General features: G+C 58.9%; 13 protein-coding genes. 6 read left to right on the forward strand and 7 right to left on the reverse strand.

The genetic code is table 11. The features are described from left to right. Positions 1 to 75: 75 nt before the first annotated feature. Entirely contained in the window at positions 76 to 1,245 is a 1,170-nt protein-coding gene (locus OIU19_RS04135; protein WP_264233543.1) for a mandelate racemase/muconate lactonizing enzyme family protein, read from the reverse strand. A 100-nt stretch (positions 1,246 to 1,345) separates the two neighbouring features. On the opposite strand from OIU19_RS04135, the gene OIU19_RS04140 reads away from it, so the two are divergent. Further along, positions 1,346 to 2,221: a LysR family transcriptional regulator gene (locus OIU19_RS04140; protein WP_264233545.1), complete on the forward strand. Its 876-nt coding sequence runs from the start codon at positions 1,346 to 1,348 to the stop codon at positions 2,219 to 2,221. A 76-nt stretch (positions 2,222 to 2,297) separates the two neighbouring features. On the opposite strand, the gene OIU19_RS04145 is transcribed toward OIU19_RS04140, so the two are convergent. After that, entirely contained in the window at positions 2,298 to 3,584 is a 1,287-nt protein-coding gene (locus OIU19_RS04145; protein ID WP_264233547.1) for a CitMHS family transporter, read from the reverse strand. A gap of 108 nt (positions 3,585 to 3,692) precedes the next feature. Further along, positions 3,693 to 4,625, reverse strand: a complete 933-nt coding sequence (locus OIU19_RS04150) for an SMP-30/gluconolactonase/LRE family protein (protein ID WP_264233550.1) — start codon at positions 4,623 to 4,625, stop codon at positions 3,693 to 3,695. Positions 4,626 to 5,015: 390 nt separating this feature from the next. Between OIU19_RS04150 and OIU19_RS04155 the strand changes: the two genes are divergently transcribed. From OIU19_RS04155 to OIU19_RS04170, 4 genes are all read left to right on the forward strand, one after another. Then, positions 5,016 to 5,957 (forward strand): hydroxymethylglutaryl-CoA lyase, encoded by a 942-nt coding sequence (locus OIU19_RS04155; protein ID WP_264233552.1) that lies wholly within the window; start codon positions 5,016 to 5,018, stop codon positions 5,955 to 5,957. Further along, entirely contained in the window at positions 5,954 to 7,156 is a 1,203-nt protein-coding gene (locus OIU19_RS04160; protein WP_264233554.1) for a CaiB/BaiF CoA-transferase family protein, read from the forward strand. Before OIU19_RS04155 ends, OIU19_RS04160 begins: the two co-directional genes overlap by 4 nt. Before the next feature lie 176 nt (positions 7,157 to 7,332). Continuing rightward, positions 7,333 to 8,652 (forward strand): MFS transporter, encoded by a 1,320-nt coding sequence (locus OIU19_RS04165; protein WP_264233557.1) that lies wholly within the window; start codon positions 7,333 to 7,335, stop codon positions 8,650 to 8,652. Between the two features lie 134 nt (positions 8,653 to 8,786). Further along, entirely contained in the window at positions 8,787 to 9,554 is a 768-nt protein-coding gene (locus OIU19_RS04170) for an IclR family transcriptional regulator (protein WP_264233559.1), read from the forward strand. A 159-nt stretch (positions 9,555 to 9,713) separates the two neighbouring features. Here the strand turns inward: OIU19_RS04170 and dkgB are convergent, their stop codons facing one another. Both dkgB and OIU19_RS04180 read right to left on the reverse strand, forming a co-directional pair. Beyond that, a complete protein-coding gene (dkgB, locus tag OIU19_RS04175) occupies positions 9,714 to 10,517 on the reverse strand; it encodes a 2,5-didehydrogluconate reductase DkgB (RefSeq protein ID WP_264233560.1) in 804 nt (267 codons plus the stop codon). Positions 10,518 to 10,642: 125 nt separating this feature from the next. Next, positions 10,643 to 10,981 carry a hypothetical protein gene (locus OIU19_RS04180; protein ID WP_186555181.1) on the reverse strand — a complete coding sequence of 113 codons (339 nt, stop codon included), beginning with the start codon at positions 10,979 to 10,981 and terminating at the stop codon, positions 10,643 to 10,645. 231 nt (positions 10,982 to 11,212) lie between these two features. Here OIU19_RS04180 and OIU19_RS04185 point away from each other — a divergent pair, with 231 nt between their 5' ends. Beyond that, a complete protein-coding gene (locus OIU19_RS04185; protein ID WP_264233562.1) occupies positions 11,213 to 11,794 on the forward strand; it encodes a flavin reductase family protein in 582 nt (193 codons plus the stop codon). A 54-nt stretch (positions 11,795 to 11,848) separates the two neighbouring features. Here the strand turns inward: OIU19_RS04185 and OIU19_RS04190 are convergent, their stop codons facing one another. Together OIU19_RS04190 and glcF are read right to left on the reverse strand one after the other, a co-directional pair. Continuing rightward, positions 11,849 to 12,247, reverse strand: coding sequence for a heme-binding protein (locus OIU19_RS04190; protein WP_264233563.1), 399 nt, complete (start codon positions 12,245 to 12,247; stop codon positions 11,849 to 11,851). A gap of 2 nt (positions 12,248 to 12,249) precedes the next feature. Beyond that, positions 12,250 to 13,476 carry a glycolate oxidase subunit GlcF gene (gene glcF, locus OIU19_RS04195; protein WP_264233564.1) on the reverse strand — a complete coding sequence of 409 codons (1,227 nt, stop codon included), beginning with the start codon at positions 13,474 to 13,476 and terminating at the stop codon, positions 12,250 to 12,252. Between the last annotated feature and the right edge of the window lies 1 nt (position 13,477).

Genomic DNA, 13,477 nt, shown 5'->3' on the forward strand with positions numbered 1-13,477 from the left:
GATCGGCTGTGTGCTGAGCGTCATCCTGACGCTTTGGTAGTGCTGCCTCGTGGTCAAGGCAGCAACATTTGAGGATCAGCCTTCTCCCAGTTCCCGCATGACCGCATACAGCGCAGACTTGGCTTCGAAGCCAACGCCTGGAATGTCCGGCAGCCCGACATAGCCGTTTTCCACGCGGATGCCATCCGCGAATCCGCCGAAGGGCTGGAACACATCGGGGTAGGACTCGTTACCGCCCAGGTGCAGGCCTGCTGCGATGTTCAGTGACATCTGGTGGCCGCCATGGGGGACGACTCGACGGGAAGACCAGCCCAGCTCTTCCATGACCTTCAAGGTGCGCATGTACTCGACCAAGCCGTAGGAAAGGGCGCAGTCGAACTGCACGTAGTCACGATCAGATCGCATGCCTGCATGGCGGAGCAGGTTCCGGGCGTCCTGGTGCGAGAACAGGTTTTCGCCGGTCGCCATTGGCAGTTCGTAGTGATTCGCCAGCTCTGCCTGCAGGGCATAGTCGAGCGGGTCACCTGCTTCTTCGTACCAGAACAGGTTGTACGGCTTGAGGGCTTCGGCGTACGCGATGGCGGTTTTTTGGTCGAAGCGGCCATTGGCATCGACAGCCAGGCGGCGACCATCACCGACCACTTTGATCACCGCTTCGATGCGGCGGATGTCGTCTGCCAGCGGCGCTGCGCCGATCTTCATTTTGACAACGTCATAGCCGCGATCCAGATAGCCGCGCATCTCGTCCTGCAGCTTGGTGTCGTCCTTGCCTGGGTAGTAGTAACCGCCTGCTGCGTAAACCCAGACCTTGTCGTCAGCCTTGCCACCACGATAGCGGTCGGCCAGCAGGCGATACAGTGGCTTGCCTTCGATCTTGGCCACGGCATCCCAGACCGCCATATCGATGGTACCAACGGCCACCGAGCGCTCGCCGTGCCCACCAGGCTTCTCGTTGGTCATCAGGGTTTTCCAGATGGCGAACGGGTCAAGGTTGTCGTATTCCTTGTCGATCAGCGACCCTGGATCGGCTTCGGTGATGCGAGCCAGGAAGCGATCACGCATCAATGCGCCTTGACCGTAGCGACCGTTTGAGTTGAAGCCGTAGCCGATTACAGGCTTGCCGTCGCGGATCACGTCGGTGACCACGGCAACAACTGAGCAGGTCATTTTGGAGAAATCAATGTAGGCGTTGGCGATGGGCGAGGCGATGGATACGGTCTTTTCGCGGATGTCGACGATACGCATGATGCGCTCCTCTTTGTTGTTGGAGGCTTCACGGTATGCTTGGCGAAAGCGTGCGCCCAATGCTATTAATCCAGCACCCCATGCTGAAACGGCATTGCCCATGGAACTCGTCTGGCTAGAGGACTTCATTGCGTTGGCTGAGAACGGAAGCTTCGTTCGCGCGGCTGACGCACGTCATATCACCCAACCGGCGTTCAGCCGCAGAATCCGTTCGCTGGAAAGCTGGATGGGGGTGGAGTTGTTCATCCGCACGCCTCAAGGCGCGACGCTGACAGAGGCAGGCAAGCTAATCTTGCCTGGTGTGCTCGATGAGGTGGGCAGACTCTATCGAATCCGCTCCGAAGCCCAGGAGGTAGCCGGCAAGGTAGCCAAGGTGCTGCAGTTTGCGGCTACTCACTCCCTGTCATTCACGTTCTTCCCAAGGTGGATCAGATGTGCTGGTCGGGAGGCGCCCATCGAGGCCGTGCGGCTACATTCCGACAGCATGGCCAGCTGTGAGCAGATGCTCATGCACGGCCAGGTGCAATTCCTGCTTTGCCATGGCCACCCCGAGGTGCCGGCGCTGTTGCCGCCCGATCAATACGTCAGTAAGAAAGTCGACGATGACATCCTGATTCCTCTAGCAAGCCCGGCAGCCAGCATCGATCCTTCGCACTCGGCTATCCCTTATCTTGCCTACACCGACGAGTCGGGACTGGGGCGTATCGTTAACCATCGCTTGCGCGGCAAGCACGCCAACCTGAAGTTGCAACCGGCGTTCAGCAGCCATCTCGCCGCAGTTCTGATGTCGATGGCTCTTGAGGGTAAGGGGGTGGCCTGGCTTCCAAGAAGCCTGACGGAACAGGAGGTGGTAGATGGTCGATTGGTAAGGGCGCTGAATGCCAGCTGGGACATACCTCTCGATATCAACCTCACACGCCCACTTGCATCCATTAATCCATTTGCCGAGGCATTTTGGCGTCAGTTGCAGCAATAGCGGGCTCCATTAACGAAGCCGACTTCAAGCGCAGGTGTGCTTGCCCACCTGCGTCTTGCGCGGTTGAGCAAGACCCTCAGTTGAAAACGTCGATGGTGCCAGTCGCGATAGCCGCGACGAACATTACCAGGCACGTACCGATGCTCCATCCGATGGATGCTCGCTGGTTGTCGCCGTAGTCCAGATCGAGCAGCCCACAGAGAAGGTAGGTTGAGGCAACCAGCGGGCTGAGCAGATGGACTGGCTGCCCGATCAAGCCGGCGATGGCCATCTCTTTTGCACCAATGCCGTAGTGGCTCGCGGTTTCGGCCAGGATGGGAAGGATCCCGAAGTAGAACGCATCGTTGGTCAGCACGTAGGTGAAAGGCATGCTGAGGAACGCAGTGATGACCGACATGAAATGACCAGCGGATTCAGGGATCACATGGATCAGGCTTTCCGAGATCGCTTTGATCATTCCTGTGCCGGACATGATCCCGACGAAGATGCCGGCGGCGAAGATCAGCAGGGTGACCGCCATGACGTTGTCGGCGTATTTACCGACGACTTCTTTTTGGTCTTTGACGCTTGGGAAATTCACCAATACGCCCAGGCCGAAGGCGAGCATAAAGAGGATCGGCAGGGGCATGAGGCTGAGCATCATCATGGTGATCAGCGTGATGGTGAGTACAGCGTTGAAGAGGAAGCGCCAGTCGGTCAATTTGAACTCGGTAAAGTGGCTCATGACCTCATCGTGATCGAGTTGCACGACACCCAGACGACGGCGCTCCCGACTACCCAGATAGAACGCCGCGAAAATCACCCAGCCCACACCCGCGATCATCAGTGGCAGCATCTCGATGAACAGTTCAGTGATGTCTACGTGCATGGCGCTTGCCGCACGCGAGAAGGGCCCCGCCCAAGGGAGGATGTTCATCACTCCGTTGGTCAGCAACAGAACGGTGGCCAGAACCTGCAGGCTCATCCCTGTACGTCGGTATAGCGGAAGGAGTGCTGCGGTGGTGATGATGTAGGTCGTGGCGCCGTCGCCGTCCAGGCCCACGCAAATTCCGAGCACAGCGGTGCCGATGACAATCTTCAGCGGATCGCCTTTCACGCATTTGAGGATCAGCTTGATCAGCGGGTTGAACAAGCCTGCATCGGTCATCATGCAGAAGTAGAGGATCGCGAAGGTCAGCATGATCCCGGTCGGGGCCAGCATCTTCACGCCATCGAACATCATCGGGCCAAGCTGTGTTGCAAACCCGCCTAGGCTGGCGAATGCAACTGGCACCAGGATGAGCGCCACCAGTGGAGACAGCCGTTTGCTCATGACGAGGTACATGAAGCAGACGATCATTGTGTAGCTCAAGAGCGTGAGCATGTTTGCCCTCTTATTATCTGTTTTGTATGAGTTCTATGGCTCGCCAGGCTCTTTTGAGGTGCGAGCAAAGTCCGTGCGCCATGTGCACAGGGCTGCAGTACGAAGTAGTTAGGCTGGCGCGTGCGAGAACATTCGCTTCCCTGCGTGGCCGGGGTCAGCCCTCAATATGTGACCTGTCGATGAGTCAGTAATGAATAGGCCGCGATTACCTTCGCCACCAAAGGCGAGGTTGGTAAGAGTGCGACCTTCAGTGCATGACTTGAATCGATAGAGCGGCACGGCGTGGGAGTCGAATGCCCACACGCATCCATTGCCTGCATCGCAGACATACAGGTTTCCTGACTCATCCAAGGCCATACCGTCAGCGCCACTCACGCCCCCGGCCATGGCGGTGAAGACACCCACTTTGGAAGTAGTGCCATCGGGCTGTAGAGGGAGTCGCCAGACTGCGTTTGCGCGAGTCATCGCTACCAGCAGCGCTTTTTCTTCAAGATCCAGCACCAGGCCATTAGGGCTAGGGCCGTTATCCACCAAGCAATCCAGGCGTTGTTGCTCCAGGTCGTAGCGGAAAACTCGACCCGATGGATCGTGCATGCCTGTCTGACCTTGGTCGGTGAAGAAGAGGTGCCCTTGGCGATCAAAAAACAGATCATTTACACCCTTGAAGCTTTCACTCCGGCGATGCGTCAGGAATGGCTCGATGCGTTTGCTGATCGGGTCGAGAACGAGGATACCGTTCTTGTAGTCGGCAATGAAAATCCGACCGTCACGATGGATTTTTAAACCATTGGGCCAGCCGTCGTATTCAATAACCAGCTCCCAGTCACCCTGTGGGGAAACCCGGAAGACGCGGCCATATGGGATGTCAGTGACATAGAGATTGCCGGCCTGGTCGAAGGAGGGCCCTTCCAGGAAACTCGCGACTTGCTGGCCTGCTTTATTGGCTCTCACCCAGTCGGAATCCCCATCACGCCAAAACTCTTTCGGCAGTCTGCTGAAGACTTCGGTTGGGCGTTCCTCGGGAGGGGCATACAGGCTCATGGCAAATCTCCATGTAAAAACAGGCGCCAGACGCTGAGGCTCAAACGGCAGGGTTGGGCCAATCTCATCAGTGTACGTTGCCTGGGATATCTTGTTGTTTCGAGAAATCGTTCTGTTAGATAGAACAATATTGCTCTTGGTAGAACACTTTCCAAGCTATTTTCTTTGCTGTCAAGTCTCGCTGGAAGCGCTCCCTCTCTTTCGAAAGCCAGCCGAAAAGGCAACCACCTCCGTTCATCGTCAGCCTCATTGACAGATGCGGAAATGTGGGGAGATACTGAAACAGAACGCAATTCTGCCTGACAGAACAATCATAAAAACAGCGCTCCGCCTCGTTGCTGCACTGGATGAATGTTCGGGCAGGCTCTCCCCAGCTACAGGAGAACCTCCGTGAAAGAAGCGACAGATATCGACATCCTCGTCAGCGAAGTCGGGCCCAGAGATGGCTTACAGAGCGTCAAGGCCAGCATGCCCACCGAGTTGAAGCTGGAGTGGATTTCGGCTCTGGCGGGCGCCGGTTTGAGAGAAATCGAAGTCGGGTCGTTTGTATCGCCAAAGCTGCTGCCGCAGATGGCAGATACTGCCCAGGTAGTAGCCCACGCCCTGACTCTGCCAGGTCTTTTCGTCACTGCGCTGGTGCCGAACCTCAAGGGTGCCGAAGACGCTTTCAAGGCGGGTGTGCACAAGATCACGCTGCCCATTTCCGTGAGCGAGCAGCACTCGCTGTCAAACATCCGCAAGACACACGCTCAAGTCTTTGATGAGGTTCAGGCGGTGGTTGCCTTGCGTAATGAGCGCTTCCCGAATGTCCTGATCGAAGCCGGCGTTTCGACAGCCTTCGGATGCACACTTAAAGGTGTTGTAACTGACGACGAGACCATGGCGATTGCCTTGAAGATGGCGGAACTGGGAGTAGACGAGGTCGGCCTTTCAGACACGGTCGGCTACGCCAACCCGGTTCAAGTGCGTCGACTGTTCACTCGCCTGTTCCAAGAGCTCGGCGCGCTCGCAGGCAGCGCCCACTTCCACAACACTCGCGGCCAAGGGCTGGCCAACGTCGTCGCCGCTCTGGAGGCAGGCGTGAAGACCTTCGATGGCTCCCAAGGCGGCTTGGGTGGCTGTCCGTACGCGCCGGGGGCCTCGGGCAACATCGTCACTGAAGACCTGGTGTATCTCCTGGAGTCCATGGGCCTGAAAACCGGTGTGGACATTGATCGCTTGGTTGCGGCGCGTGAAGTGCTTCGCCGTGGGCTACCAGGCGAACCCGTGTACGGCTTCATTCCAGATGCCGGTGTCGGCAAGAATTTCATCTATGCGAAGGAGGCCGTATGAGCCAGCAAGAAATGCAGTCTCTGCCCCTGGCAGGTATTCGCGTAGTCGAGTTTGTTCACATGGTGATGGGCCCAACCTGCGGGTTGCTGCTTGCCGATCTCGGTGCCGAGGTCATCAAGGTAGAACCCGTTCCAGAGGGTGACAACACTCGCCGTCTGATGGGTTCTGGCGCCGGCTACTGGATGACCTACAACCGCAACAAAAAAAGTTTTGCGGTAGACATCAAGTCCGAAGAAGGCATGGCTGCGGTGAAGAAACTGCTCGCCACGGCAGATGTCGTTACAGAGAACTTCCGCCCTGGCGCCATGGAGAAATTGGGCCTGGGCTATGAGCAGGTCAAGGCCATCAAGCCGGACATCATTTACAGCTCGATGAAGGGCTTCCTGCCAGGCCCCTACGAGAAGCGCACGGCGCTCGATGAGGTCGTACAGATGATGACGGGCTTGGCTTACATGACGGGGCCTGTCGGGCGCCCATTGCGCGCCGGAGCCTCTGTCAACGACGTGATGGGCGGTATGTTCAGCACTGTCTCTATTCTTGCTGCCCTGCTGCAGCGCAAAGAGACTGGCCGTGGTCAGTTCGTACAGACCGGTCTGTTCGAAAACTCGGCATTCCTTGTCGCTCAGCACATGATGCAGAAAGTCGTGACTGGTAAAGCGGCGGCACCAATGCCGAGCCGAATTTCGGCGTGGGCCATCTATGACGTGTTCGAGACTGCCCAGGAAGGTGAGCAGGTCTTTATGGGCGTCGTCAGCGACAGTCAGTGGGTCTCTTTCTGCGAAACCTTCGACTTCCCTGAACTTGGAAATGACGCCGGCCTGCGCCGGAACAACCAGCGGGTTTCAGCCCGGGATCGAATAATCCCTCTGGTGCGGGAGCGCTTGTCTGGCATGGATAAGCAGACCGTGATGGCGCTCTGTGAGAAAGCCGGCTTGCCGTTTTCCCCCATCCAACGACCGGAAGACATGTTTGAGGATGAGCACCTCAAGCAGTCTGGCGGTTTGGCAGAGCTGACGTTGCCAGATGGCGAGCAGGTGAAGGTGCCGATGCTGCCTTTGGAGATGAACGGCCAGCGTTTCGGGACTCGTCTCAATGTCCCGAAGCTAGGCAGCCATTCGAGGGAGCTGCTTGCACAGCTGGGTTACGACGACGACCAGATCATTCAGCTCGAGTCTACCGGCGCGATCAAAACCGCTTGATCGGATTCGGTGCGGGTCTGCTTTGAAGACCCGCTCCAGATGACTTTTACGTCGTGCTCGAAATGATTCTCGGGCGAAATCAGCAGCACTGAAGGTACGGGACGTACCACCGGTCTGCGCTCACCGATGGCCCATCCAGCCACGGTATTCATAACAACAAAACCGAGGATACAGTCATGGCTAATGTCACGACCCCGGATACCCATTTGTCCATGCCGCTGCCTGAAGCCACATCTGCGTTGCAGCAAAGAGCAATGAAGAAGGCCGCTTGGCGCCTGATTCCATTGCTGGCACTGGCCTATTTCTTCAACTACCTGGATCGCACCAGTGTTGGTTACGCAGCCCTGCAGATGACCGACCAGCTTGGGCTTACTGCCGCTCAGTTTGGCCTAGGTGCAGGGATCATGTTTGTGGGCTATTGCCTCTGCGAAGTACCCAGTAACCTGGCTATGTACCGGTTCGGCGCACGTCTCTGGATGGCCCGAATCATGATCACCTGGGGGCTTGCCGCAGCAGCCACGGCATTCGTTATCGGCCCCTATAGTTTCTATGTTGTTCGCTTCCTTTTGGGGGTTGCCGAGGCCGGCTTCTTCCCTGGCGTAATCTTCTTCCTCACCCTCTGGTTCCCAGCCCAATACCGTACTCGGGTACTGGCTTGGTTCACGGTTGCAACGCCGATCTCTTTCCTTGTGGGGGGCCCACTTTCTATCTACCTGCTGCAAATGCACGGTGCTTGGGGGCTCGCGGGTTGGCAATGGATGTTCATCATTGAGGGTTTGCCAGCTTGTGTGCTGGGGTTCATCACTTTGAAGGTGCTTGCAAACCGGCCTAGTGAGGCCAAGTGGTTGTCCCAGGAAGAGAAGGATGCTCTCACCGGTATGCTGGAGAAGGAAAAGGCCAATACCCAAAAAAGCCACGGCTTCGCTGCAGCACTCAAGGATCCGCGAGTGTGGATCCTGAGCTCCATCACCTTCAGCTTCACCATCGGCACCTACGGTATCGGTATCTGGCTGCCGCAGATGCTGAAGGCGCAGGGTGTAGAAATAAGCTTGATCGGATGGGTCGCTGCAGTACCGTACTTCTTCTCAACCATCGGCCTATTGTTCTGGGCCAAGCATGTCGACCGGAGCGGCCGCGGGATCTTGAACCTGATCATTGCGCTGGTACTGGCCGGTCTTGCCTTGATCTTTGCGCTGAACATGAACGCCCTGATCCCAGCGCTGGCAGGCATCACCCTGGCCTTGGTGGGAACAATCTCGGCGAAAACGATCTTCTACACGTTGCCGGCGAAGTTCCTGAGTGGCCAAGCTGCTGCTGGGGGTATTGCTCTGATCAACTCTATCGGTGCCTTCGGCGGATTTGTCGGGCCCTACCTAATGGGCTTCCTGAAGGACTACACCCAGTCTTTCACGGCGGGCCTAATGGTCATGGGATGCATCCTGTTCTTTGCTGCATTGATGGCGTTGTCCCTGCGCCTGTTCATGCGCGATGCCTGATGCGCAAGTTCTTCCAGTAGAACGGTGTTCTGGAGAATGGACTAGCTGCCAACCGTACTCACAGGTAAGGTATCAGCCATCTGAACGGCCCCTTTGAGGGGCCGCTTTTTCATGATTGCGCCGAGAATAAGCCTATGTCGCCAAAAGATGAGCCAGTGGTAGCCGATGCTTCCAAGAACAATGCTGACGGTGGGGTGGCGGCGGTTGATAGAGCTTTTGCGATTCTCGGGGCTTTCGAGCCTGATCGAAGCACTCTCCCGTTAGCTGAAATCGCTCGTCGCACGGGGTTGTATAAAAGCACCATCCTTAGGCTCATGAGTTCTCTGGAGAGGGCTGGATTCATCAGGCGACTGGCTGATGGACAGTATGCTGTGGGTCATGAGCCCTTGCGCCTGGCTCAGATTTACCAATCTTCCTTCCGGCTGCGAGACACGATTTACCCGGTGCTTGAAGCGCTCACTGAGGAGAGCGGCGAGACCTCGTCCTTCTACGTGATCGAGAACGATATACGGGTGGTGCTGTTCCGTGTTGAACCTAAACGCGCAGTACGCTTTAGCATCCATGAGGGTGATCGATTTCCGCTGCATGCCGGGGCTTCCGGGAAGATCCTCAGGGCATTTGGCCCGCCAGCGGATCGCGCTTTGGCTGAGGTGCGGGAGCAGTTCTGGGCAACCTCATTTGGGGAGCGTGATCCGGAAACATCGTCGATCTCTGCCCCTGTATTTGGTGTCGACCATGAGTTTAAAGGGGCTTTGACGTTGTCTGGCCCATCCGAGCGATTCAACAAGGATCAGCTACAAGCAGCCCGGCTAATGCTGTTGAAGCGTGCCGCCCAGGCGACGAGCCTGATCGGGGGAAGCAATCGAGAGCTCCTGGCTGCACTAGAGCGGTGTGGAGTTTAATCACGCCATCGGTACTCATTGTAAGTTCTGCCCAATACCTGGGATGCCTAGAACAGTCACGGCGCTCAGGAGTAATTCTCAGCAAGGCCAGAGCGTCTGAATTCCCTGGTCGTCAGCTAGGTCAGCGTGTGTTGGGGCCGCATGGCGGCCCCAGGGCTTTCAGTCCCAGGCAGGCGCCAGGCTTTCTGGGCTGACCAGGCGTTCAGCCCGCTCCAGTGCGGCGATTTGCGCCATGTCTGCATCGCTCAAGCGCAATGCGCCAGCTTTGAAATTGCCGGCCAGGTTTTCCCGCTTGGTGGAGGAGGGGATGACCGCGTAACCCAACTGCATGGCCCAGGCCAGGGCTACTTGCGCGGCAGTGGCGCCGTGTTGCTGGGCGATAGCCTGGATCACAGGATCGTGCAGCACCTTGCCGTAGCCCAGGGTCATGTACGAGGTCACGCCAATGCCGTGCTGCTGCATGAAGCCCACCAGCTTGCGATTCTGCAAATAGGGGTGCAGCTCGATCTGATTGGTAATGATCACGCCTTCGCCGACGGTGCCGATGGCTTGCTGCAACAAGTCGATGGTGAAGTTGGACACGCCGATATGCCGGGTCAGGCCTTGTTTCTGCGCTTCTACCAGGGCACCCATGAATTCGGCGACCGGTACTGGGCCTTTGGGCGATGGCCAGTGAATCAGGGTCAGGTCCAGATAGTCGGTGCGCAGCTTGCTCAGGCTTTCCTTGAGGCTGGGGATCAGCTTGTCGGCGCCCAGATTTTCGGTCCAGATCTTACTGGTCAGGAACAGCTCGCTGCGCGGCACGCCGCTGTCGGCGATGGCTTGGCCGACCTCGGCTTCGTTGCCGTAGATCTGCGCAGTATCGATGGCCCGGTAGCCAAGCTCCAGAGCAGTGCGCACCGAATCGATGACCACCTGGTCTTTGAGCCGAAAGGTGCCGAGGCCGAGGGCAGGGACAGTCATAGGGTGAACTCCTTGCTGAGGTACGAGAGAAGAGCTTCAGTATGGCTGCCCTGAGCGCCGGTGAAATAGCCACAGCGGCGCATTTGTTCTTTGACTTCACGGCAACAATCAGTGTGTTTGGCCTTTCAAAACCGCGCTGTACTGACGGTGATATAGCCCTTTTCTGGCAGGGCAATACGGATCACCGTCTCGTCTTGCGGCGCCTTGCGCTTTTGCTTGATCCGCACACCGTCCACTGCGGCGGCGCGCATCCGTTCACGAATGGCCCGGCCCGAGGGGTCAAAAAACGCCTCGCTGGCCAGCAGTTCGATACGCTCGACCAACTGCCGTGTCTGCTCGTCGGTGGCACAGAAAAACAGCACGCCGGATAAGTGCGGGTCGTCTTCCGGGTTGCTTATATCGTGAGCAAGCAGTTGGCGTAGGGTGTGGCGAAGCTCAGTGGTGCAGCGACGTTGTGAGAGCACGGGGAGACCTCCTGGAAAGTGTGCGCCTTATCTCGACTGAAGCGTGACTGTGGGATCATGTTTCTGAGTGGCCCTACCCACAAGTAAGGCATTTCCGTGTTTCGGGTAGGACTTTTCCTTGTTCGTGGCCTTCGCAACCTGAGCCGTCCCTGAGGCCAGACTGGCTGGCAGGGATGTGAGCCGTTCGGCACAATTGCTGTTACGTCTACCGTGCAGTCCCTAGGAGTCTCAATGAACAGCCATTTTCAGCCTGTCGACCTGAACAAAGCCTATCGCTTGCTCAATCATGGTCCGACCGTACTGGTGTCGGCAGGGCACGCGGGGGTTGAGAATGTCATGGCCGCCGCCTGGGCCTGCGCGCTGGACTTCGCCCCGCCCAAGGTCACCGTGGTGCTCGATAAAAGCACCCGCACTCGGCAATTGGTGGAGGGCAGTGGCTGGTTCGTGCTGCAGCTACCCACCGCCGCGCAAGCGCGCCTGACCCATCAGGTTGGTACCCGCAGCCAGCTCGACGACCCCGCCAAGCTGGCGCGCATTGGTGTGCAGTTGACGCGTATCGACGGCTATCCAGCGCCTTTGGTCAATGATTGTTCAGCCTGGCTGATGTGCCGGGTGATCGACGAGCCGCACAACCAGAACACCTATGACTTGTTCATCGCTGAGGTGGTCGCGGCCTGGGCAGACGATCGCGTGTTCAAGGATGGCCACTGGCGTTACGAGCATGCCGACGCCAGCCTGCGCAGCTTGCACTACGTTGCAGGCGGGCATTTCTACACCATCGGCGAGCCGCTGGTGATCGACGAGCGGGATTGATTACGCCGATCCCAGCCAGCGATGGGCCGGTACTGCGGGGTGGCGGCCATAGGGTCACAACGCCGCCGCACCGGCTTTGGCCACTTGGGCATCCTGCTCGGGCTTGACCCCGGAAACGCCAATCGCGCCCACTACCTGGCCATCGACCCGCAGCGGCACGCCGCCTTCCAGGCTGGTCAACATAGGCGCGGTGACGAACGCCGTGCGCCCGCCATTGACCATCTGCTCGTAATCGCGTGTTTCGCGTCGGCCAAGCGCCGCGCTGCGGGCCTTTTCCACGGCGATGTAGGCGCTGGCCGGTGCGCAGCCATCCATACGTTCCAGGGCCAATGGATGACCGCCATCATCGACCACCGCGATGGTCACCTGCCACTGATGAGTCTGCGCGTCCTGGCGGGCCGCGGCGAGCAGCCGGGCGACCTCCGCCTGGCCCAGTACCGATTTGCTGTGCATGGTCAAATCTCCTGATTGAGGGCTGCTTCGACGATTTCGATCCAGTGCCGTACCGGTGTCCTCCCAGCGCCATCGAGGTGGGTCTGGCAGCCGATATTGGCGGTGGCGATGAGTTGCGGTTTGCCACTCTCAAGGGCATTGAGGCGGTTGTCGCGCAACTGCCGCGACAGCTGCGGCTGGGTCAGCGAGTAGGTTCCGGCCGAGCCGCAGCACAAGTGGCCGTCGGGCACTGCGGTGAGGGTGAAGCCAAGTCGGCGCAACAGCCGCTCCACTTCACCGCCAAGCTTGAGCGCATGTTGCAGGGTGCACGGGCAGTGGAAGGCCAGCCGCTGTTCGGCGCACACGCCAAGGCGCTCGATGGGCTCGTCGCGCAGCACCTCGACCAGGTCGCGGGCCAGGGCGCTGACTCGTGCTGCCTTGGCGGCGTAGTGTGGATCGTGCTCCAACAGATGGCCGTATTCACGCACGAACGCACCGCAGCCACTGGCGGTTTGCACAATGGCCTCGGCGCCGGCCTCGACCGCCGGCCACCAGGCGTCGATATTGCGCCGGGCGCGCTGCAGGCCTTGCGCCTGGGCGTTGAGGTGGTAGTCGACCGCGCCGCAGCAGCCGGTCTGGCGGGCAGGTTCCACGCTGATCCCCAGGCGGTCGAGCAAGCGCGCGGCAGCCGCGTTGGTATTGGGCGAAAGCGCCGGCTGCACGCAACCTTCGAGCAGCAGTACGCGACGTGCATGGCGCGCCTGCGGGCGCTCGCCGGGAGCGACTACCTGCGCCGGCAGCTTGGCCTTGAGGCTGGCCGGCAGCACCGGCCGCAGGGCCTGACCGGTGCGGGCCAGGGCTTTGAACAGGGCCGGGCGCGGCACCACTGCGCGCAGTCCTTCGCGCAGCAGGCGCTGGGACAAGGGCCGCGGCACCTGCTGCTCGACCACTGCGCGGCCGATGTCCAGCAGGTCGTGATACTTGACCCCCGACGGGCAGGTGGTTTCGCAGTTGCGGCAGGTCAGGCAGCGGTCCAGGTGCAGCTGGGTGCTGGCGCTGACCGGTTCACCTTCGAGCACTTGCTTGATCAGGTAGATCCGTCCGCGTGGCCCATCCAATTCGTCGCCGAGCAATTGATAGGTGGGGCAGGTGGCCGTGCAGAAGCCGCAATGTACGCATGAGCGCAGGATGCTCTCGGCCTCTTCAGCGCGGGCCAGGCGCTTGCTCGATTCACTCAGAGTGGTTTGCATG

Source organism: Pseudomonas sp. BT-42-2 (genome assembly GCF_025847435.2).
GTDB lineage: Bacteria > Pseudomonadota > Gammaproteobacteria > Pseudomonadales > Pseudomonadaceae > Aquipseudomonas > Aquipseudomonas urmiensis.